Here is a 23,224-nt window from a genome sequence, read left to right on the forward strand (position 1 = left end):
ATGAGCTTTTTACCAATCATATTGACACTGATTTGTTCATTCTTGATCACTTATTTATTAATGCCTTCATTAATTAAATACTTCCGTTCGAAGCATGAAGGTCAACAAATTCGTAAGGAAGGTCCAAAATGGCACGCTAAGAAGGCAGGAACTCCCACTATGGGTGGCCTTCTGTTTATCGTTTCAGCTGTGCTTACCTTGTTGGCTGTTTCAGCATGGCAGGGAATCCTTTCTAATACCATGTGGGCACTATTATTTACCCTGGTGGTCTTTGGCCTAATCGGTATGTGGGATGACAGTATTAAAATCTTCCATCACCAGAACGAAGGTTTTAAGGCTTGGCAGAAAGCATTGTGTCAGGTCATTGCAGCAATGGTATTTACCGTCATTTACCAACACGAAGGCTTTCAGATGGGTTTTGGTTCGTCACAAGTCGGTTGGTGGTACGGTCTCTTTATTATCTTTTGGATTGTCGGCTTCTCTAACGCCGTGAACCTTACTGATGGTCTTGACGGCCTGGTTACCGGATCAGCCATTATTTCCTTCCTGGCATATTTGATTATTGCTTTAATGAACATTAATCAACCAGGGTATTCAGAAATTGCCTTATTCTGTGTAGCAATTATTGGGACCCTCATGGGCTTTTTCCCTTACAACCACAAGCCTGCTAAGATTTTTATGGGTGATATGGGATCTTTGGCATTAGGTGCTTCTTTAGCGGCTGTTTCATTGTTGGAACATCATGAATGGTCGCTCCTATTAATCGGAATTATTTATGTATGTGAAACTGCCAGTGTCATGATGCAGGTGGCATCGTTTAAGCTAACTGGTAAACGGATCTTTAAAATGACACCTATTCACCACCATTTTGAAATGAGTGGCTGGAGTGAATGGAAGATTGATATTGTCTTCTGGATTATCGGGTTAGTCGCTTCAATTATTACGGTTGCATCAATTTTGATTTTTAACATTTAAGCAGGAGGGTCTCCATGCAGATTTTAAAACAGTATCAAGATAAGAAAGTATTAGTATTAGGCTTTGGTATTAGTGGCCTTAATGCGGCAGAATTATTAGCTAAGTCTGGTGCACAGGTTGTTGCTAATGACCAGGCAACACCAAAGGATCCTACCATCGTGGACCATTTAAAGAGCCTGGGCATTGAAGTAATTACCGGATCTAACCCATTAGACTTGGCAGACCGGAGTTTTGATTTAGTAGTTAAAAATCCAGGAATCCCATATGATAATCCGTTAGTGGCTGAATTTGTTCAAAAGAACACGCCCATTATTACGGAGGCTGAGTTAGGAGCAGAACTTTTCCAAGGACACTTAGTTAGTGTGACGGGGAGTAATGGTAAGACAACGACCACAACATTGACCCAATTAATGCTAGCCCATGATTCTAAGCACCAAGTTAAATATGCTGGCAATATTGGTGTCTCATTTAGTAAGGTGGCTGCAACTTTATCAGAAGAAGATACTTTAGTAACGGAGTTATCCAGTTTTCAATTATTAGGAACACCGACACTGCATCCACATATTGCAATTATTACTAATATCTTTTCCAACCATATCGATTATCATAAGACGCGCGAGAACTACATCAACGCAAAACTCAACATCACGCGCAACCAAACGAAAGATGACTATCTGATTATGAACTGGGACCGTGATGAATGGCAGCGCATCGCGCAGCGGTCTCAAGCAACCATTATCCCATTCTCACGTCAAAACAAGTCTCATGATGGTTCTTATGAAGAAGATGGCAAGATTTACTGGCGTGGTGAATACATCATGGATGCTGATGATATTCGTTTAATCGGTCCACAAAATGTTGAAAATGCTTTAGCGGCAATTGCAGCAGCAAAATTAAGTGGTGTCCAGAATTCAGCAATTGTGGATGTTTTGAAGAGCTTTGGCGGTGTTCGTCACCGTCTTCAATATGTTTTGGAATACAAAGACCGGCTCTTCTATAATGATTCGAAGTCAACTGATATTGAAGCCACAGAAGTTGCTCTGCAGGGCTTCAAACGACCAGTGATTCTGTTAGCTGGTGGTCTTGACCGTGGTTACACATTTGAACGACTTGTTCCATATTTCAAAAAACATGTTAAGGCGATCATTGTTTTCGGTCAGTGTAAAGATAAAATGAAGGCGGCTGCTGAACAGGCTAATATTCCAACGATTATTGAAAGTGAGAATGCAATCACGGCTGTCCCTGAAGCTTGGAAAGTCAGTGCTCCGGGTGACGTTATTCTACTCTCGCCAGCCAATGCTAGTTGGGATCAATTCCCAAGTTTTGAAGTCCGTGGTGATCGATTCATTGAAGCTGTAGAAAAGTTAACTGGACGAAAGGAGCAAAAGTAATGCGATTACTGGTTTCTGGTGGCGGAACAGGTGGGCACATTTACCCAGCATTAGCTTTAATTGAACGTCTGAAACAGGTTGAACCAGACACTAAAGTTTTATATGTCGGTACGACCCGGGGTTTAGAAACCAAAATTGTCCCAGATGCGGGAATTAAACTAATTACGATGCATATGCAAGGCTTTAGACGCTCACTATCTTTGTATAATTTTGAAACCGTCTACTTATTTTTGAAGTCTGTGCGACATGCCAAAAAGATTATTCGTGATTTTAAACCCGACGTGGTCTTAGGAACAGGTGGTTATGTATCGGGCGCCGTTCTTTACGCAGCGGCTAAAGAACATATTCCAACCGTTATTCATGAACAAAATAGTGTCGTTGGGATCACTAATAAGTTTCTGAGTCGTTATGTGGACCAGATTGCGATTGCGTTCGAGGCGGCGCGTGACCAGTTCCCAGCCGATAAAGTTACTTTAGTTGGTAATCCACGAGCTCAACAGGTGGTTTCACAAACCCAAAGTGATTTTTCGTGGAAAGAATATGGCTTAAAAGATGACTTGCCGACCTTAATGATCTTTGGTGGTAGTCAAGGAGCACCAAAGATTAATTCCACGGTAGTCAATGCTATTCCAGAGTTTAACAAGCGACCTTACCAAGTGATCTTTGCCACTGGTCAAAAGCGCTATGGCCATGTTCAGCAGGAATTGAGCGATGTGACAATTGGTAAGAATGTTAAGGTAGTTCCATACATTAAAAACATGCCGGCAAAGATGCCAAAAGTGGCGGCGTTAGTAGCCCGTGCCGGGGCGACGACAATTGCTGAAGTGACCGCGCTTGGTGTACCAACCATTTTAATTCCGAGTCCATATGTTACTGCTAATCATCAGGTTAAGAATGCTCAATCATTAGTTCGGAAAAATGCCGCGGTGATGATCACGGAAGACCACCTTGACGCTAAGGCCTTATTGCTTCAAGCAGATAAGATCATGGAAAACGAAGATGTTCGCACATCTATGGCTGCTTCATCTCGAAAGATCGGTCATCCCCATGCAGCAGATGACTTAATTAAGATTCTGCACCGGGCAATTAATGAACATCAAGATTAACCAGTGAGAGGAGGACTGGCAGTGAATAAGAATAATCCTGAACATGAGCGTTATGCTCAACGGCTTAATGGGTTAGAAAAAAAGAACTCGACTGCTGGTCCTAACCCAAGTAAGGAACACATAGGTAAGAAAATGCCTGCAATTCACCGGTTACGAATCCGGACTTCGTCTATCCGAATTGCTTTATTAACGACGATTTTTGGTGTTATTTTATTAATTTGCTTATATTTAATTTCACCGTTAAGTAAAATCACTAAAGTTACAATTGTTGGTAACCATGAGTTATCATCTTCTGCTATTTACCGTGCAACAACCGTTCACCCTGGTCGATGTATTTGGGGTGCCTTTCTTGGTCAACGCTACCTTCAAAAGCAAGCGCGGATTAACAATCCTCAAATTAGGACCATGGGTGTGTCATTAACTGGTCCCCGGACCGTTCGCTTAACAGTGACAGAAAATTCATTGCTCGGTATGGGAAAATTAACGGATGGCCGCTATGCAGTTTTGTCTAATGGTCATCTACAGATTACGAGTTCACCATTAAGAGGAATTCAATTTAACAACTTTGCTCATCACAAACAGCAATTAGCACTTTTGGGCAGTGAGCTTGGTAAATTAAAGCCCGCTATCTACCACGATATTTCCACGGTTACTTATTCACCAACCGCCAATTCACCTCATCAAATTATTTTGTATATGAATGATGGCAATACAGTTAAAGTAAACCTGCCGGAAGCCGGATCCAAAATGAAATATTATCCATCTATTGCTGCCACTATGAAGCAACAAGGGGTAATTGATTTACGGGTTGGCGCTTACTCCTACCCGTACGGTTCTAAAGATAAGTGATTTTTGTGAAACTTATTGTAAAAGGGCTTTTTGAATGTTGAATAACTGTGTTAGAATCTGTAGTAGACTAATTAAAAATTAAATTTAATCAATTAGTGTAGATAGTAGGTTTAGGAGGTTCCCTTGTAATGAATAATTCAGAAGTATGTGTTGGATTAGATATTGGAACCACCTCGATCAAGGCACTAGTATGTGAAAATGTTCAGGGGCAAGTCAAGGTTATCGGTGTTGGTGTTGCACCAGCAGCGGGGATGAGTCGCGGTGTTATTGTTGACATTGACAAGACTGCTCAAGCAATTTCAAATGCAGTCGCTCAGGCTGAGGAAAAATCCAACGTAGATATTTCAGACGTAGTTGTTGGACTACCAGCAAATTATTTGCAAATGAAGCGTGTCCACGGAATGGTAACAATTGCTGATAATGGTCAGTCACGGGAGATTGTGAACCAAGACGTGGCAACAGTTGCGGAAGAGGCGTTAACGCAGAGTATTCCACCAGAGCGGACAATTATTGATTTGGTACCGACCGAATTTATCGTTGACGGGTTTGATGGTATTAAAGATCCTCGTGGGATGGTCGGCGTTCGTTTGGAAATGAAGGGTACATTATATACTGGTCCTCAAACGATTGTTCATAATACCAAGAAGGCTGTTGAAAAAGCAGGTTACCAGATTAAAGACTTTGTCATCACACCAATTGCGACCGGCTTCAACCTCCTGAATGATGGTGAACAAGACTTCGGAACACTATTGATTGATTTAGGTGGTGGTCAGACTACGACCAGCATCATCCATGACCACCAGTTGAAATATACATATGTTGACCCAGAAGGCGGCCAATACATCACCAAAGATATTTCAACAGTACTGAATACTTCATTCAGTAATGCGGAACAGCTTAAACGTGACCATGGCTTCGCCGACAGTAAGCAAGCTGATGAAAATGTTCAGATCGACGTTGATGTTGTTGGTCAGAATGAACCTGTTCAGTACAGTGAAAAGTACTTGGCGGAAGTGATTGAGGCTCGAGTACGGCAAATCTTTAACCGTATTGCCCGACGCCTCGATAAAATAAACGCCCCTAAGCTTCCTGGTGGTGTCGTAATGATTGGTGGGGTTGCTGCTTTACCTGGAATTACGGAGTTAGCTCACCAGTACTTTGCTGGCAACATTAAGGTATGTGTTCCTGATCAGATGGGCATCCGTCATCCACGGTTCGCAACTAGTTACGCTTTAGGAATGTATGAAGATCATTTAACTGATATTGATCATTTAATCAAGCAGACGGTTCGTCATTCCGCTGCTCTACCGCAACAAGGCAAAACTAGTCACGCTAACGAACAGTTACCTGTTCAACCCACTAAACAGTCATCACCACGAAACAAGCAAACAACTAATAAGAATAAATCTAGTAAACGGCGGTCAGGCTCTAACAAACCGAGTTCGCTTAGCAAGTTTAAGAGCTTATTCAACAACTTATTTGACTAATCGATGGAGGAAGCACGAATGGATAACGAAAAAAATTCAATGGAAAACCAATTCGCAGGTGCAAAAATTAAGGTTATTGGTGTCGGCGGTGGTGGCGGTAACGCCGTCAACCGAATGATCACCGAAAAGGTTCAAGGAGTTGACTTTATCGTTGCTAACACCGACCTTCAAGCCTTGAACAATTCTGATGCTAAGACGAAAATTCAACTGGGACCTAAATTGACCAAAGGACTAGGCGCTGGTTCCAATCCTGAAGTTGGTGAAAAGGCTGCTGAAGAAAGTGAAGAACAAATTCAACAAGCCTTGGAAGGTGCTGACATGGTCTTCATCACTGCCGGAATGGGTGGTGGAACTGGTACTGGGGCTGCTCCAGTTGTTGCCAAGACTGCTAAGGATAGTGGAGCATTAACTGTTGGTGTAGTTACCCGACCATTCTCCTTTGAAGGTCCGCGGCGTGATAAGTTTGCCGTTGAAGGTTTAAAGAAGTTGAAGTCCAACGTTGATACCTTAATCATCGTTGCTAACAACCGTCTATTGGAAATGATTGATAAGAAGACGCCAATGATGGAAGCTTTCAAGGAAGCTGACAATGTTTTACGGCAAGGGGTTCAAGGTATTTCTGATCTTATCGTGACCCCAGGTTACATTAACTTGGATTTTGCTGATATCAAGACTTTGATGTCCAACCAGGGCTCCGCTTTGATGGGTGTTGGTTCTGCTACTGGCGAAAACCGGGCTACTGAAGCTACTAAGAAGGCGATCTCATCACCATTATTGGAAGTTTCTATTTCTGGTGCCCAGCACGTTTTGATGGATATCACTGGTGGTAAAGATCTTTCAATGTTTGAAGCTCAAGAAGCATCTGATGTTATTAAGAAAGCTGCAGGCACTAATGTTGATATTTCATTTGGGATGTCACTTGATGAATCATTGGGCGATGAAGTACGGGTTACAGTTATTGCTACCGGAATTGATAGTGAACAAGCTGCAAAGAAGGCGGTCAGCCGTCATCAAAATGCTCAGCCTCAAACGGCAACCGCTAATCAAGATACTCAATCTCACCAAGATAGTGCAGCCAAGGACCCATTTGATGGTTGGAATGATCCAACTGCAGGGGTAGATACTGACGCTGCCGATGAAAACAACGAATTCTCAAATGTTAAGAAACCAGAATTTAACGTTTTCAATGATGATTCTTCAGCTACTGACGATGGTGACGATGACAACTTATCCACACCACCTTTCTTTAAGAATCGTCGTTCATAATAAGTAAACGGGAGGGGGTTAATCTTTGTATTAACTGCCTCCATTTTCGCTTTTAACAAGGAGGAACATCTATGGCTAGTAAATTATTAAAAAGCCTCTTTGGCGATGCTGATCAGCCTGATGATGAGTATTATGAAGATGATCAAGCTCAGCCAATTGACAATAATAAAGTTGTCCCAATGAATGCTAGTCGTGCACGGACTAGTCAGATTAGTTTGTATGAACCCCGTCTATACGCTGACGTGAAACAAATTGCTACCCAACTATTGAACAATCGGGCAGTGATTGTTAACTTCAGTCAAATGGATCCCAAGGTGGCGGGACGGATCGTTGATTTCTTAAACGGGACCGTTTTTGCCATCGATGGGGACATTAAGCGAATTGGTAAGGAAATCTTTTTGTGCACGCCAAAGAACTTTGAAGTTTCTGGTGATTTATCCACTAATCTGAAACGGGAAGCAGATCACATTTAGATTGGAGGGTGAATCAAGTGGGATTTATTAATTTCCTGATTTGGGCCATCTATCAATTAGTTGATCTCTATATTTTGGTAATTGTTGTTTGGTGCCTATTGTCATGGTTTCCTAATGCACGGGGAACAAAATTAGGAGACGTTATCAATCGACTGGTCGAACCTTACATGCGGTGGTTCGATTTTATCCCGCCGATTGGTGGAATTAGTTTTGCCCCAGTTGTCGCAATTTTTGTCCTGTACCTCGTTCAATACGGCTTAAAGGCTTTGACCATGATGATTTAAAATGATTAACAATGTAAAACAACATTTTCGCCCAGATGAAGGGCCATTTATTGATGAGTTAGAGGGGCAGATTGCGACAGTCGAAAATCAGTATCGGCCAGTATTGACCTCATTCCTAAATCCACGGCAAGTATATATTGCGCAAACATTGGTGAACCGCAATGATAATGTTCATGCTCAGGCTAGTGGTGGTTACCCAAATGCAGAAATGCAACGCTTGCTGATTTATCCGGATTACTTCAAACCAAATGATGATGATTTTGAGCTGCAAGTCTTACAGGTTGATTATCCAACCAAGTTTGCCGAACTTCATCATCGTCAGATAATGGGCACATTACTTGGTGAAGGGTTAGAACGGTCATCATTTGGCGATATTATTACAGATGGCGAGGGCCGTTGGCAAGTTGTCATGACCAACCAGATGGCTAGATTTGTGGATCAGCAAATTGATCATGTCGGTCGCATTAAAGTTCGCTGGCTCGTTGTTGAAGGCAATCTACTATCTGCAAGTGATGATTGGGAGCCTGTAACGACGACAATCTCGTCACTCCGCTTGGATGCAATTATTGCCAGTGCATTTCACTACTCGCGTAACCGGGCAAAACAAATCGTCGAACACCAATTAGCCCAGGTTAATTGGGAAGTCATAGATCGCCCAGACTATTCGTTAGTAGTTCATGACATCGTTTCCGTTCGTCACGCCGGACGTATCCGGGTCGACCATATGGGATCAGTCACAAGGAAAGGTAAACGTCGAATTGCTCTTTCTGTAATTCATGCCTAGTTAAATTTTGGAGGAATAAAAATGTCATTAACTGTAGATCAAATCAATAAAACGCAATTCAATACTAAAATGCGTGGATACAACCAAAATGAAGTCAATGATTTTATCCAGGAAGTATCACAAACAGTTCAAGAATTAACTGATCAAGTTCGTGCTTTGCAGGAAACTGTTCAGGCAGATGAGGGCAAGCTGAAGTACTTTAGTGAATTAAAGGATTCGTTGAATAAATCAATTCTGGTTGCCCAAGAAGCCGCTGATAAAGTTAAGAATAATGCTAAGCGTGAAGCAGACATTATGATTCGTGAAGCTCAAAAACAAGCTACTGATATTGTGTCTACAGCTAACGAAAAGGCTAATCAGGTGATCGAAAATAGTACTGAGGAAACGCGTAAATTGACAACAGAGACCAACGACCTCAAGAAGCAAACGCGGATTTTCCGTCAACGGTTACAAGTTATGTTGGAATCACAACTGGAAGTTGTTAAGAGTGACGAATGGGATAAACTCCTGGCTAACGATGACTTGGATAAGTATGATGAAATTCAAAAAATCCTGGGAACTCGGCTTGACAGCGATTCATCTCAGAGTGTAGAATCTACAACAACTACTACAAATACTGTTGATCAACCGGAGAAAACTCCAGTGGCACCTGACGAAGCAGCAACTGCCAGTGAAGAACCTGTTCAACAGGCGAATGACGATGCTCCTGATGATGGCAGCTCTGAGAATAGCGATTCTGGAGAAACTGTTGTTGTTTTCCCAGATGACAATAATCAACAGTAATTGTAATTTATTACATATCACAGAAAATCAATGATGAGCATTAGGTAAACAACCTAGTTACAGCGAACTAACGGATGGTGAAAGGTTAGGACAAATGGTTGTTAACCTTGATCAGCTCAGAGAGTTTAGCTGAACGTAGTAAGCTAAGCCGGGTGGTACCCGTTATAAACTAATGAGGAGGTTCAATTAACAATTGAACCTTGAATCAGGGTGGTACCACGAAGACTTCGTCCCATATTGGAACGGAGTCTTTTTATTTTCTGCGATGTTATTGATGGGAAAGGAGAATGATTGATGCGAGTAAAAGATACGCTTAACTTAGGCAAAACTAAGTTCCCCATGCGTGGTAAGTTGCCAGTGACTGAAGGGCAACGTCAAAAAGTATGGGAAGAAAACAAAGTCTATGAACAACGTCAAAAATTGAATGAGGGGAAGCCAACATTTGTGCTTCATGATGGTCCCCCATATGCTAACGGAAATATTCACATTGGTCACGCCATGAACAAAATTTCGAAGGACTTCATCGTTCGTTATAAGTCAATGAGCGGTTACCGGGCCCCATATGTTCCTGGGTGGGATACTCACGGATTACCAATTGAACACCAATTGACGAAGTCCGGATATGATCGGAAAAAGATGAGCTTGACGGAATTCCGTGATCTCTGTCGTCAATATGCTTTGAAACAAGTAGATAAGCAACGGACTGACTTTAAACGGTTAGGGGTTAGCGGTGAATGGGATCACCCTTACCTAACCTTGGACAAAGAATTCGAAGCTGCCCAAATTAAGGTCTTTGGTGAATTTGCAAAGAAGGGCTTACTTTATCAAGCCAAGAAGCCAGTTTACTGGTCATGGTCCTCTGAATCAGCCTTAGCTGAAGCGGAAGTTGAATACCATGATGTTGTGGCGAAGACAGCATTCTTCGTTGAACAGGTTAAGAATGGTAAAGGCATCCTTGATAATAATACTTACTTAGTTGTTTGGACGACGACGCCATGGACTATTCCAGCTTCTGAAGCCGTTGCTGTTAACGCTAAGTTTGATTACTCCGTGGTTAAGCCAGCCAATGACGATCGTAAGTTTGTTGTTGCCACCGAATTGTTAAACACCCTTGCTGAAAAGTTGAGCTGGGACGATTATGAAGTTGAAAAACACGTTTCTGGTGCGGATCTTGAAGGAATGTCAACTAATCACCCATACCTGGATCGCGAATTGTTGGTAGGGGTTGCTGATTACGTTACTGCTGATGCCGGGACAGGGTTAGTCCACACTGCTCCTGGTTATGGTGATGATGACTACAACTTCGGTAAAAAATATGATTTACCAATTTTTGCGCCAATTAATGATCAAGGGGTACTAACTAAGGAAAATGGTGCCGACTTTGACGGTGTCTTCTATCAAAAAGCGGATGATATTTCCTTGGATAAATTGAAGGACAACAACGCTCTGTTACTGGAAGAACCATTAAAGCACAGTTACCCATTTGACTGGCGGACTAAGAAACCAATCATTTTCCGGGCAACTGACCAGTGGTTTGTATCAATTGAAAAGATGCGTCAGGACATCCTGAATGCCCTGGAAAAGGTTCAATACTTCCCAGATTGGGGTAAGGTTCGTCTGCGGAACATGATTAAGGACCGTGGTGATTGGGTAATTTCCCGGCAACGTGTCTGGGGTGTTCCACTGCCAATCTTCTATGCTGAAGATGGCACGCCAATTCTTGAAGAAGAGACAATTAATCACGTGGCAGACCTCTTCAGAAAATATGGTTCGAATGTGTGGTTTGAACGCGATGCTAAGGACCTTCTACCGGATGGATACACTAATGAGCATTCACCTCATGGCAAGTTCAAGAAGGAAACCGATATCATGGATGTTTGGTTTGACTCCGGTTCTTCTCACCAGGGTGTTCTTGCTGAACGTGACTACCTCACTTATCCAGCAGACCTTTACCTTGAAGGATCAGATCAGTACCGTGGTTGGTTTAACTCCAGTTTGATTACCAGTGTTGTTTGTTCTGGGCATGCTCCATATAAAGCAATTGTTTCTCAAGGATTCACCCTTGATAAACGTGGCAACAAGATGAGTAAGTCACAAGGAAACGTAATTGATCCAAACAAGGTTGTTAAGCAAATGGGTGCGGAAATCATTCGTTTGTGGGTCATGAGTGCCGATACCTCTGCTGATGTTCGGGTTTCTATGGGGACCTTCCAACAGATCTCTGAAGCGTACCGGAAGTTGCGGAATACTTTCCGTTTCTTGTTAGCTAACACCAGTGACTTTAATCCTGCTCACAACACTGTTTCATATGAAGACTTAACCACGGTTGACCAGTACATGTTAGTTAAGCTGAACCACTTCTTAGCAAAGATGCGGGCAGACTTTGACCAATACGACTTCTTGGATGCCTACCGTCTCTTGATTAACTTTGTTAACAATGATTTATCAGCCTTTTACATGAATGTTGCAAAGGATGTTCTGTACATTGAAGCTGAAGATTCTCCAGTTCGTCGGTCAATGCAAACCGTCTTTTATGATGTATTGTTGACTATGGTTAAGCTGTTAACGCCAATTTTGCCACACACGACTGAAGAAGTATGGAGTTACATGAACGAACCAGAAGAGTTTGTTCAACTTACTGAAATTCCTGATGTTCGTCACTTCGACAATGAAGATGACCTGTTAGCACAATGGGACGAATTTATGGAAGTGCGTTCACATGTTCTGAAGAGCCTTGAAGAAGCCCGGAACGCGAAAATGATTGGTAAGTCGCTTGAAGCTCATGTCACCCTATATGTTAATGGTCATAACCAACAACTGCTCGAAGATCTGGGTACTGATGTCAAGTTGTTACTTGGTGTTTCAGCCTTGGATATCGAAGCATTGGAAGATGCTAGCGATAAAGCAGATTCTTACAATGATGGACTGAGTGTATTGGTTGAACCTGCTAAGGGTGATGTTTGTGCGCGGTGTCGGATGACCAAAGAAGATGTTGGTAGCGATGATGCCTACCCAACTCTCTGTGCGCGGTGTGCTAAGATTGTGCGCGAAAACTTCCCTGAAACTGTCAATGAAGGTTTAGAAAAATAATTTAAACAACAATTGTTCGAAATGACAAAGTATGTTTAGCGTTGTAAAATGGTTGACGTGATAAGAATAATTCTCAGCGCCCCATTGACGACGAGTATTATAGATAATTAGAAAGTTGGGGCTTTGACCACTGTCAGGGCCCCGCTTTTGTGTGTAGGTGAAAATATGTTAAAGGGTACTGTTAAAAGTTTTGACCCGGATAAGGGATGGGGATTTGTCACTGTTCCTCATGAAGGCGATATTTTTGTTCATTATAGTGGAATTGAGGGTCACGGTCGACGCACTTTGCAAGCTAGTCAGACCGTTAGCCTAGTAATTGTTCAAGGACAACGTGGCCCACAAGCGGCACATGTCCGGCTAATTAAGCGAGGGATTTAAATGGATTTTGCTGAAAAGACAACTCATACTAAAAATGTGTTTAAAGGACACTTAATCTCGGTTGATGTTGAAGATGTCATTACTCCAGAAGGTCACCATTCGCAACGCGAGATTGTTCACCATGCACCGGCAATTGCTATTTTGGCAATTACTGATGATAACAAAATGATCTTAGAAAAGCAGTGGCGATCTCCAATTCACGCCACGACGCTTGAAATTCCAGCAGGGAAGGTTGATTCACGCGATAGTGCTGATCCTGTACATGCTGCTAAACGCGAGTTAAATGAAGAAACGCGCTATGCTGCTAAGAAACTGACAAAGGTATCATCGTTTTACACCTCCGTTGGTGTTTTAGATGAGTTTATGACATTATACTTGGCAACTGGTCTCACGCCGGTACAGAATAAATTACCACAGGACCAGGATGAGCAGTTGTCTTTGATGAAAGTTTCGTTGGCACAAGCCCTCAAAATGATTGATGATGGTCAAATTCAAGATGCTAAAACAATCATGGCAATCTATTATTGGCAAGGGATGAAACGGAATGGATGAATTTAAACAAGACCACGATAATCATCGGTCAGCGGGCATTTCCCGGGCTGAATATCGTCGGCAACTAATTCATCATGACGATCATGAAACTGAATCGCAGCCAGATCCATCTCACCCTAGTGATGAACTCCATCAAGTGGGTGTTGGTTCGCGGGAAAATACTGCTCAAGAGAGAAAAACGGCAGTATCAAATGAAAAAATGGCGCGTTTAAAAAGACGGTTAAACATTGCAATTGTTGGTCTTGTGGTGGCAATTGTAATTGTTTATTTAATCTTATTTTTAGTGAAATGAAAGGATTACTGACATGAAATTTGGAATTATTTGTGCAATGCCAGAAGAAATTAAAGAGCTGTTAGCAGCGTTGGACCAGGAAAATATCCAGGAGATTGGCGGCAAAAAGTATTATGGTGGCCAGTTGTTTGGAACACCGGTAACGTTAGTTGAATCAGGAATTGGAAAGGTGGAAGCCGGAATTACAGCTGAACACCTCATTACTGACTGTCAAGCTGGCATGGTAATCAATTCCGGGTCCGCTGGTGGAATAGGTCAAGGCCTCCATGTTGGCGATATTGTCATTTCCACCGAAACTGCCTACCATGATGTCGATGCTACAGCTTTTAATTATCAATACGGTCAGTTACCCGGCAAAGAACCACGGTTTCGGGCATCTGACAAGTGGGGTCAGCTGCTAGCTAAAGCTGGTGAAAAGACAGGTTTGAATATTAAACGTGGACTAATTGTCACCGGTGATCAATTTGTCGCTAGCCAAGATGCCATTAACGAGATTTTGAAACATTTCCCTGATGCACTGTCTAGCGAAATGGAAGGGGCTGCTGTTGGGCAAGTGGCAACTGATCATAGTATCCCGTATCTAGTGGTTCGAGCTATGTCTGACACTGGGGATGAGAATGCCGGTGTCAGTTTCGACGATTTTATTATTGATGCAGGTAAACGGTCCGCTAAGATGCTGTTACAGATGTTCCAAGATTTAGCCTAATTTAGGAGGATTACCGTGAGTGAAAAGTATTTTGACAATGCTGCCACGACGCCAATGACCAAGCCAGTGATTGACGAAATGACTAAGCAAATGAAAGAAACATGGGGCAATGCATCGACTGGGTACTCATATGGACGCCACGCTAAATTAGTGATGGACAACAGTCGTCACATTATCGCCCAAAGTATTAATGCTAAAGATGATGAGATTGTATTTACCAGTGGCGGGACCGAAAGTGATAATACAGCCATTATTCAAACTGCATTAGCTCGTCAATCCCTGGGAAAGCACATCATTACGACTGCCATTGAGCATGAAGCGGTTTTGAAGCCCCTTCATTTCCTGGAGAAGCAAGGATTTGATGTAACCTACTTGCCGGTGGACCAATATGGCAATATCTCACTGGATGATTTTAAGAAAGCACTTCGTGATGATACCATCCTAGTTACTATTATGATGGGTAATAATGAGGTCGGATCACGGATGCCCATTCATGAAATTGGTGAAATTTTGCAGGATCACCAAGCGTGGTTCCATACCGATGCGGTCCAGGCATATGGATTATTACCGATTGATGTCCAAGCAGATCATATCGACATGTTATCGACGTCAGCTCATAAGCTAAATGGGCCCAAGATGATTGGTTTCCTTTACCGTCGTGAAGGAATTAACTTCCCAAGCTTTGTTCGTGGTGGCGACCAGGAAACTAAACGGCGTGCCGGTACCGAAAACGTTCCGGCCATTGCGGCTTTTGCTAAAGCAGTTGAATTAGATACTCCAGAAGTAAAAGCGGAACGTCGTCAACGCTTCTATCATTTTAAGCAGATGATTGTGGATGGCTTGACAAAGGCTGGGGTTGATTTTGAAGTTAATGGTCAGGTTGATCCCCATAACCTGAACCATGTGTTGAATATTTGGTTCAAGGGAATTTCTACATATGTTATGCAAACAGACCTCGATTTGGCAGGCTTCGCTGTTTCTGGAGGGTCCGCATGTACGGCAGGGAGTATTGAACCTTCTCATGTTTTGACAGCGATGTTTGGCAAAGATAGTCCACGAATTAGTCAATCAATTCGAATCAGTTTTGGTGCGATTAATACTGAAGAGGACGTTCAGGCTTTAATTGATGCTATTGTGAAAATTGTTAACCAGCTCAAGCACGTGAAGGAGGTTCAATAATGCAATTTGCCAAGTCAGTAAAAGTTGCTGGTGATACAACAACTTATCAACTCAGTGACAATGTTAAGCGGTATACCCTATTAGATTTAGGATTTGAAGAAACGCGTCGCGGTAACTTTGAATACGTGGGCAGTGTTGATACGAATAACCCATTTAATCCGGTTGCCAAGTTACGGATCTTAATTGCGAGTGACTTCTCTGGATTTAAGATGGAAACCGTCACTGGAAATGGTGCTAGCAAGATTAATATCTTTAAGCATGCCCGAGCAAAAGAATTTGTTGAACAATATCACTATATTCTGAAAGAAATGCTTGACCGGGATGTTTTCACGGTTAAAGAATAGTTTAGCTATGCATAACACGTAAATCTTTGTTACAATGATTTTCACTGGAGTCATGCGACCTTCAATCGCAGTAGATTTTCCAGAATCTATTCGAAATGATGGTGATAAATATATGACTGATCATAGTCATACACGAGTAGTTGTTGGTATGAGTGGGGGAGTTGATTCCTCCGTCACTGCTCTACTACTCAAACGTCAAGGATACGATGTCGTGGGTGTCTTCATGAAAAACTGGGATGATACCGACGAAAATGGTGTTTGTACCGCGACGGAAGATTATAAAGACGTTGCAAAAGTAGCAACCAAGATTGGTATCCCATATTATTCAGTCAACTTCGAGAAGGAATACTGGGACCGTGTTTTTAAATACTTTATTGCGGAATACAAAAAGGGGCGGACGCCTAACCCGGATGTAATTTGCAATAAGGAAATTAAGTTTAAAGCATTTATCGATTATGCTAATCAATTGGGGGCAGACTACGTAGCAACGGGTCACTATGCCGATTTGAAACGTGATTCTGATGGCCATATGCACCTGATGCGGGCTAAGGATCAAAATAAGGACCAAACTTATTTCTTGAGTCAGCTGGATTATGAGCAGCTTGACAAAGTTCTTTTCCCATTGGCTCATTACACCAAACCAGAGATTCGCCAAATCGCTGCGGAAGCGGGACTGGCAACTGCCAAGAAAAAAGACTCTGTTGGAATTTGTTTCATTGGTGAAGATGGTCATTTTCGTGAATTCTTGAGCCATTACATTCCAGCTCAACCTGGTAATATGGAAACGGTTGATGGCAAGATTGTTGGTCAACACATGGGTTTGATGTACTATACAATTGGTCAACGGCGTGGATTGGGCCTTGGTGGTAATCAACATAGCAACGCACCTTGGTTTGTTGTTGGTAAGGATATTAAGAAGAACATTCTTTATGTTGGTCAGGGTTATGAGAATCCACACCTGTACGCAACTCATCTTGAAGCGAGTGATATTCATTGGGTTGATGACGTGATTTCTCGGTATGGACATGACTTCCATTGCACAGCCAAATTCCGGTACCGACAAAAAGATGTTGGAGTCACTGCTCATTTATCTGAGGATGGTCAACAGGTAACTGTGAACTTTGATGATCCAGCTCGGGCCATAACGCCTGGTCAAGCGGTCGTCTTCTATGATGGTCAAGAGTGCCTTGGCTCAGCAATTATTGACCGGGCATATAACCATGAACACCAGTTACAATACGTTTAGGTTGTTAAATGATTGTGACGATAGGACCTATTGTATAGTTAAATTGTTACAGTGCAGTACACAAAAGGGTTCTAGTATTCGAAAAAGCCGAATGCTAGAGCCCTCTTTCTGCTTATGAGGGGCGTGAAGGCGAAATTATAAATGCCTTCTATCACGCTTACTTTCTATTTAATTTTAGTTTTCATAACGCTCTGCCGGTTTTTTTGGTAGAATAGATAAAAAAGGTTAGTGAATATGACAAAAGTTTATTTAATTCGTCATGGTAAAACTGAATGGAATCTTGAGTCTCGATACCAAGGAGCACATGGTGATTCACCATTATTACCGTCCTCATATCGGGAGATCGAATTACTAGCGGAATCCCTCCGAACTGTTCCTATTGTTCATGTTTATACGAGTCCTCTTAAACGTGCCCGGGTAACTGCTGGAACGCTTATTAAGCGGTTGGGCAAACAGATTCCGTTGACGATTGATAGTCGCTTGAAGGAATTTAACTTAGGAAAGATGGAAGGAATGCATTTTACTGACGTCGCTGATAAATGGCCTCAGACTTTGCATAACTTTCGCCATCATCCCGATCAGTTTGATGAGACCGTCATCGGAAGTGAAAGTTTCCAACAAGTAATTGCACGGATGGGTGATGCTATTCGTGAATTTTGTCGAAATAATCCTGATGAAGACATTGTCGTTGTTTCACACGGGGCAGCCTTGAATGCGTCCATTAATGCATTAGCGGGGGCATCTCTGGCACACTTAAAGGATCGTGGAGGACTCAGTAATACTTCTACTACCATTTTGTCGACTAACGATGCCAAGCACTTTGAGCTTGAAAAGTGGAATGACACTTCGTATCTCAAGAAGACAACAGTTGATCCAACTGACACGATTTAAGGAGTGAATAAGACCATGGCAGAAGAAAAAATTAATCGGGAAGAACAAAAGAAGCAAACGGAAAAATTAGTTCATAAGTTGATCACAGCAATCGATGAATATCCTGACCGTGCGAATAATTACTATGATCTGGGCGCTTTACTAACACGATTAAAGGATTATGAGCAAGCAGAAGAGCTTTTTATGAAGGCACTAGGAATCTTTGATGCCAAGCAAGACCAGGAAGCTATTGACTTGTTAAACTATGGACTGGGGAACCTTTACTATGAAGTTGGTAAAGTGGACCGGGCTATCGACTTATTTAATAAGATTGAAGATCCTAAACGGAAAGCAGATTCATACTTAATGCTTGCGCAGAGTTATATGAAGAAGGGACTGCATAAACAGGCAGTAGCGTATGGGTTGACGGCCCACGAGTTGCGCCCGAATGACCCAGAAATTAATCAGGTCTTAGGAGACTCACTATTAGCACTGGGCGAATTTGCTCAAGCTGGTGATTACTATGATAAAATTCTGAAGCGGCACCCAGGACGAGCTGACACCCAATTTAACCGCGGACTAGTTGCGATGGTGTTGGGTCAGCCTTACCAAGACTATCTCAACCAAGCTAAACAATTGGACCTTGCATATTACCAAAAGAGTGAACAAAAGATTGCTGATATTGAAAAAACATTACGTAAAACGCAATCTCATAATGATTAACCATTCACAGGAGGATGACTCAGATGGCAGATGAAATTAGTTTATTCGACGTGCCACATGAGCCGTCTTTTTTTATTGGTCAAGTTCAGTCTGATATTTTTGACAGTCCTGATTCCTTTTACAAGGTCTTGATTGTGTCTGTTGAAGATAACAATTTCGACTGGACGGAGAATGAAATAACGGTGACGGGATCTTTTGGCGACCTTCGTGATGATCAAACCTACCGCTTTGAAGGGAAACTGGTCGATCATCCAAAATATGGTCAACAGTTCCAGGCTTCTTCTTATCATGTCAACCAGCCTAGTAGTCGGGATGGGGTGATTAGCTTTCTGAGTGGGAAGCAATTTCCTGGCGTTGGAGAAAAGACCGCGACTAAGATTGTTGATGCTTTGGGTAATGATGCCATTAATAAGATTAATAATGATCATACGGTCCTTAACTCGTTAAATTTACGGCCAGCTATTAGGCAATCTATTATTGCCAACCTTACGGCCAACCAGGGCATGGATCAGATCGTCATCGGGTTAAATGATCTGGGCTTTGGTAGTAATCTGGCATCCACAATTTTTGAACGCTATGGGGAAGAAACACTTGATGTGATTAGCAAAAATCCTTACCAGTTGGCTCATGACATTGATGGTATTAGCTTCCAACGTGCCGATCAGGTTGCTGCTCATTTTGATATTCAAGCTGATGATCCGCGACGGGTAGATGCCGCAATTGTCCAGGCACTGGATGATCTCACCATGATGAGTGGGGATACATATACGAGTGCTCCACCGTTATTGAGACAATGTCAGACTTTACTTTCCCAGAATCGTTCTCGGGCTGTTCAGACAGACCTGATATCCGAGCGGATTGTCGCGCTGGGCAAGAAGGGTGATATTCAGTATGAAAACCAACGGATATACCCCCGTGCACTATTTGATGCTGAGTTTCAAATTGCCAATCAACTTAATCGCTTGATGAATAACAGTGATCAGAGTGACCAACAGTCCGAAATTGGCTCTGTTCTGGCCAAACTTTCTACTCAAACAGGAATTAAATATGATCAACATCAACAGGAAGCAATAAAAACCGCTTTGCGATCAAAACTAATGTTATTGACTGGTGGCCCTGGAACAGGGAAAACGACCATTATTAAGGGGATCGTTGCCGGATTTGCTGATATGCACCAACTATCATTGGATCCCAAAGAATACAAGGAGAAGGCCTTCCCGATCTTGCTGGCAGCACCAACTGGCCGTGCTGCTAAACGAATGAGTGAAGCAACGGATTTGCCAGCAAGTACTATTCACCGCCTACTAGGGCTCAATGGCCGGGAAAGTCCTAATGAACTAAACGCCAAAGAATTGACCGGGTCATTGTTGATTGTCGATGAAATGTCGATGGTGGACACGCTCTTGTTTAAGGTTCTTGTCCAGTCCATTCCGGATACAATGCACGTTGTCTTGGTTGGCGATAAGGACCAATTACCATCTGTAGGGGCCGGTCAGGTCTTCCATGACCTGTTAGCATTTGATCACTTGCCAAAGGTCGAACTTACTCAAATTCACCGGCAATCGGCAGATTCAACGATTATTTCCTTAGCTCATGCTATTAAGAATGGCCGGATCCCATCAGATCTAACGAGCCGGGAGGCAGACAGGTCGTTTATCTCATGTCGCGCTAGTCAAGTACCGAATGCTGTTGAACAAATCATTAAAATGGCGCTAAAGAAAGGTTATTCTGCGGATGATTTGCAGATTCTGGCACCAATGTATCGTGGTCAGGCGGGCGTCAATCATTTAAATGAACTTGCTCAGCAGGTTTATAATCCCGCTACCTCAGACAAGACAGAAGTCGAGTTTCGAGGACAAGTCTTTCGCGTGGGTGATAAGGTGCTGCAATTAGTTAATAGCCCTGAAAATAATGTGTTCAACGGTGATATTGGTAAAATCACAATGATTGAGCAGACTAAGAACCATAAGCGGACCACTATGACAATTGATTTCGATGGTAATGAAGTTACTTATGGGCGGATGGATTGGAACCAAATTAGGTTGGCATATGCAATTTCCATTCACAAGGCTCAAGGTAGTCAGTTTAAGATGGTTGTTTTACCATTGGTTCATGAATTTGGCCGGATGTTACAACGCAACCTTTTGTATACGGCTGTTACGCGGGCTTCATCGAAATTAGTATTATTAGGGGAACCGCAAGCTTATCTTACTTGTATTAACAATCAATCCATAAATCGTCATACGACCCTGCTTCAACGGTTGCAATCTGTTTGGGGAGAAACAGTTAATGACCAGTCGGGAGACGGTTTACTAACTAACGATAATCGTGAATTATCACCAGCACATAAAAACAATTCACAGGAAACAAATGAAAACCAACAAGGAGAAACCATCTCCAAGACGGCAACAATCAGTGGAGATACACATATTCTCACTGCGGAGCTGATCAGGACGGGGGCCATTGATCCAATGATTGGGATGGATGGCATTCGTCCAGAACATTCAGCGAAGAGCTTGCGCCTTTCATAAAAACTTGCGATAATATAGCTGATTTGTTGTTTTATTAACTATAGGAGCATATTATGACTGAAATTAAAGATGCTAATAATGTTCGTTTGTTCGCCTTAAACTCTAACCCAGTTCTTGCTCAATCTGTGGCCGATAAGATTGGCCTACCGTTGAGTAAAGCTTCAGTTAGTCACTTTGCTGATGGCGAAATTAAAGTTTCTATTGACGAAAGTGTTCGGGGCTGTGAAGTTTACGTTATTCAATCAGTCTCTGATCCCGTGAATACCAACTTCATGGAACTAATGATTATGGTTGATGCATTACGACGGGCAAGCGCTGCTTCGATTAATGTTGTAATGCCCTATTATGGTTATGCGCGTCAAGATCGGAAGGCCCGTCCACGTGAACCAATTACCGCTAAGTTAATTGCTAACTTATTGGAAATGGACCGGATTAATCGCCTAATCACGATTGATCTACATGCCGCACAAGTTCAAGGATTCTTTGATATCCCAGTTGACCACCTGCAGGCAACCCCTTTATTTGCGGATTTTGTTCAACAACAGCATTTTACCAATGATTTGGTGGTTGTTTCACCAGACCATGCTGGTGTAAGTTTGGCGCGGCGTTTCGCGGAAGCTATTAAAGCGCCAATTGCCATTGTTGATAACCGTAATGATGAGGTGCGTGAACGCTCAAACCAGCAAGTGCCAGAATACGTGATTGGTGATGTCAAAGGTAAGACGGCCTTAATTGTCGATGACATTGTTGACACTGGTGTACGGATGAGTTTATCTGCACAAGCACTCAAGCAATTTGGGGCTACCGATATCTACGGAATTGCCACCCATGCTGTTTTATCTGGGAATGCACCCCAGGTAATTCAAGAGTCGCCAATCAAAGAAATGTTGGTAACTGATACCATTATGCTGCCCAAAGAAAAGGACTTCCCAAAGCTTCGCCAGCTTTCTGTCGCTAACTTACTTAAGGAAGCCGTCGTCCGGGTTCACAATCATCAATCTATTCGGGAATTATTTAATAAATAGTCTGGTCCAAAGGACTGCTGATGTTATTCACCGAAAAAGCCGCTAACGTTCATTTAATTGAGCGTTAGCGGCCTTTTTGAATATCGTTTTGTGTTGATAGTTAGTTATTCTTTTGGACTACATGGGAAAAGCAAAGTGTCCTGCTTGTGGTCCGTTCTTTAATAACAACTCAGATAATTCCATCTTACGTTGTCGTTGAGGGATGAAGATCCCCATCTTTTCTTGATCAAAACCAGTGACTAACTTGACTTCATCGCAAATAATCGGATTCTTAAGAACGTGAGGGCATGTCTGAATAGCATCTGCCAATTGATTTATAGTCAAATTATCCCGCGTAAGGTCGAGTGCCTTAGTGTCCCGGGAACGGGTCGAGATTAGGTCAGCAGTTCCGTTTAAGGACTTGCTAAGGAGCTCATAGACTTCTGCTCGCGTTAAAGGATTCCTTTCAATGTTTCGTTGTGACACCTGTAACTGATGGGCAGTCAACCACTTCACAGCACGGCGTTTCGACGGGTCGTTTGTATGAAAATAAACAGTTACCATGCACTCACTTCCTTATTGCTGACCTCATTGTACCAATCTCCTTTTCCGGACTGGTTTTTTGAATGCTGATTTTAAACATTTTTAACCAAAATAACTTTTTCATAAGAAACTTTTATAATTTATTAATTAGTTCGCCAATTTGGTTCTTAAGAAATGTTAAAATTACTACCTGATTTTTTAAAAAAATGCTATGGTTAAGAAGATGTAAAATTTTTAACAAAGATATTAAGTTAAATGATGGCTTGATTTCGTTGTAATCTCAAAAATGGGGAGGATGTTTCCTATGTCTTCAAAGGTTATGTCCGTATAATTGGTGTAAATTCTAAATAGGACTTTGTGAAATCTGA

At 42.3% G+C, this 23,224-nt stretch carries 23 protein-coding genes and 1 other annotated feature; of the genes, 22 read left to right on the top strand and 1 reads right to left on the bottom strand.

The window, feature by feature from the left end; translation table 11 throughout:
• The 22 genes from mraY to FD27_RS08515 all read left to right on the top strand — a co-directional run bounded on the left by mraY (position 1) and on the right by FD27_RS08515 (position 22,334).
• The gene (gene mraY / locus FD27_RS08410; protein ID WP_057752627.1) at positions 1-975 is read left to right on the top strand and encodes a phospho-N-acetylmuramoyl-pentapeptide-transferase; all 975 of its coding nucleotides are present in this window, start codon (positions 1-3) and stop codon (positions 973-975) included.
• Positions 976-989: 14 nt separating this feature from the next.
• Positions 990-2,366 (top strand): UDP-N-acetylmuramoyl-L-alanine--D-glutamate ligase, encoded by a 1,377-nt coding sequence (gene murD / locus FD27_RS08415; protein WP_057752630.1) that lies wholly within the window; start codon positions 990-992, stop codon positions 2,364-2,366.
• Positions 2,366-3,472: an undecaprenyldiphospho-muramoylpentapeptide beta-N-acetylglucosaminyltransferase gene (murG, locus tag FD27_RS08420; protein ID WP_057752633.1), complete on the top strand. Its 1,107-nt coding sequence runs from the start codon at positions 2,366-2,368 to the stop codon at positions 3,470-3,472. Before murD ends, murG begins: the two co-directional genes overlap by 1 nt.
• A 21-nt stretch (positions 3,473-3,493) precedes the next feature.
• A complete protein-coding gene (locus FD27_RS08425; RefSeq protein WP_235803038.1) occupies positions 3,494-4,321 on the top strand; it encodes a cell division protein FtsQ/DivIB in 828 nt (275 codons plus the stop codon).
• A 128-nt stretch (positions 4,322-4,449) separates the two neighbouring features.
• Positions 4,450-5,808 (top strand): cell division protein FtsA, encoded by a 1,359-nt coding sequence (gene ftsA, locus FD27_RS08430; protein ID WP_057752638.1) that lies wholly within the window; start codon positions 4,450-4,452, stop codon positions 5,806-5,808.
• Between the two features lie 18 nt (positions 5,809-5,826).
• On the top strand, positions 5,827-7,074 hold the full coding sequence (ftsZ, locus tag FD27_RS08435) for a cell division protein FtsZ (protein WP_057752641.1): 1,248 nt from the start codon (positions 5,827-5,829) through the stop codon (positions 7,072-7,074).
• A gap of 71 nt (positions 7,075-7,145) precedes the next feature.
• Positions 7,146-7,547, top strand: a complete 402-nt coding sequence (locus FD27_RS08440; RefSeq protein ID WP_057752644.1) for a cell division protein SepF — start codon at positions 7,146-7,148, stop codon at positions 7,545-7,547.
• Between the two features lie 17 nt (positions 7,548-7,564).
• Entirely contained in the window at positions 7,565-7,831 is a 267-nt protein-coding gene (locus tag FD27_RS08445; protein ID WP_413230743.1) for a YggT family protein, read from the top strand.
• A 1-nt stretch (position 7,832) separates the two neighbouring features.
• Positions 7,833-8,615: a YlmH family RNA-binding protein gene (locus tag FD27_RS08450; RefSeq protein WP_057752647.1), complete on the top strand. Its 783-nt coding sequence runs from the start codon at positions 7,833-7,835 to the stop codon at positions 8,613-8,615.
• A gap of 21 nt (positions 8,616-8,636) precedes the next feature.
• A complete protein-coding gene (locus tag FD27_RS08455; RefSeq protein ID WP_057752650.1) occupies positions 8,637-9,398 on the top strand; it encodes a DivIVA domain-containing protein in 762 nt (253 codons plus the stop codon).
• A 21-nt stretch (positions 9,399-9,419) separates the two neighbouring features.
• Positions 9,420-9,636, top strand: a binding site (T-box leader).
• Positions 9,637-9,692: 56 nt separating this feature from the next.
• Positions 9,693-12,488 (top strand): isoleucine--tRNA ligase, encoded by a 2,796-nt coding sequence (gene ileS, locus FD27_RS08460; RefSeq protein ID WP_057752652.1) that lies wholly within the window; start codon positions 9,693-9,695, stop codon positions 12,486-12,488.
• A gap of 165 nt (positions 12,489-12,653) precedes the next feature.
• A complete protein-coding gene (locus FD27_RS08465) occupies positions 12,654-12,866 on the top strand; it encodes a cold-shock protein (protein WP_057752655.1) in 213 nt (70 codons plus the stop codon).
• Positions 12,867-13,418 (top strand): NUDIX hydrolase, encoded by a 552-nt coding sequence (locus FD27_RS08470; RefSeq protein ID WP_057752658.1) that lies wholly within the window; start codon positions 12,867-12,869, stop codon positions 13,416-13,418. It abuts the gene before it with no gap.
• A complete protein-coding gene (locus FD27_RS08475; RefSeq protein WP_057752661.1) occupies positions 13,411-13,710 on the top strand; it encodes a hypothetical protein in 300 nt (99 codons plus the stop codon). The genes FD27_RS08470 and FD27_RS08475 overlap by 8 nt, the downstream gene beginning before the upstream one ends.
• Before the next feature lie 13 nt (positions 13,711-13,723).
• Complete coding sequence (locus tag FD27_RS08480) at positions 13,724-14,416, top strand: 5'-methylthioadenosine/adenosylhomocysteine nucleosidase (RefSeq protein WP_057752665.1); 693 nt, start codon at positions 13,724-13,726, stop codon at positions 14,414-14,416.
• A gap of 15 nt (positions 14,417-14,431) precedes the next feature.
• Entirely contained in the window at positions 14,432-15,595 is a 1,164-nt protein-coding gene (locus FD27_RS08485; RefSeq protein WP_057752668.1) for a cysteine desulfurase family protein, read from the top strand.
• Entirely contained in the window at positions 15,595-15,939 is a 345-nt protein-coding gene (locus FD27_RS08490) for a DUF1831 domain-containing protein (RefSeq protein ID WP_057752671.1), read from the top strand. The genes FD27_RS08485 and FD27_RS08490 overlap by 1 nt, the downstream gene beginning before the upstream one ends.
• A 112-nt stretch (positions 15,940-16,051) precedes the next feature.
• Complete coding sequence (gene mnmA, locus FD27_RS08495; protein WP_057752695.1) at positions 16,052-17,185, top strand: tRNA 2-thiouridine(34) synthase MnmA; 1,134 nt, start codon at positions 16,052-16,054, stop codon at positions 17,183-17,185.
• A gap of 234 nt (positions 17,186-17,419) precedes the next feature.
• A complete protein-coding gene (locus FD27_RS08500; protein ID WP_057752675.1) occupies positions 17,420-18,076 on the top strand; it encodes a histidine phosphatase family protein in 657 nt (218 codons plus the stop codon).
• A gap of 15 nt (positions 18,077-18,091) precedes the next feature.
• Positions 18,092-18,778 carry a tetratricopeptide repeat protein gene (locus FD27_RS08505; protein WP_057752679.1) on the top strand — a complete coding sequence of 229 codons (687 nt, stop codon included), beginning with the start codon at positions 18,092-18,094 and terminating at the stop codon, positions 18,776-18,778.
• 23 nt (positions 18,779-18,801) lie between these two features.
• The gene (recD2, locus tag FD27_RS08510; RefSeq protein WP_057752682.1) at positions 18,802-21,309 is read left to right on the top strand and encodes an SF1B family DNA helicase RecD2; all 2,508 of its coding nucleotides are present in this window, start codon (positions 18,802-18,804) and stop codon (positions 21,307-21,309) included.
• A gap of 53 nt (positions 21,310-21,362) precedes the next feature.
• Positions 21,363-22,334: a ribose-phosphate diphosphokinase gene (locus tag FD27_RS08515; RefSeq protein ID WP_057752686.1), complete on the top strand. Its 972-nt coding sequence runs from the start codon at positions 21,363-21,365 to the stop codon at positions 22,332-22,334.
• 117 nt (positions 22,335-22,451) lie between these two features.
• Here the strand turns inward: FD27_RS08515 and FD27_RS08520 are convergent, their stop codons facing one another.
• Entirely contained in the window at positions 22,452-22,877 is a 426-nt protein-coding gene (locus tag FD27_RS08520) for an ArsC/Spx/MgsR family protein (protein WP_057752689.1), read from the bottom strand.
• Positions 22,878-23,224: the final 347 nt, after the last annotated feature.

It is taken from the genome of Limosilactobacillus frumenti DSM 13145, from assembly GCF_001436045.1.
Classification (GTDB): Bacteria; Bacillota; Bacilli; order Lactobacillales; family Lactobacillaceae; genus Limosilactobacillus; species Limosilactobacillus frumenti.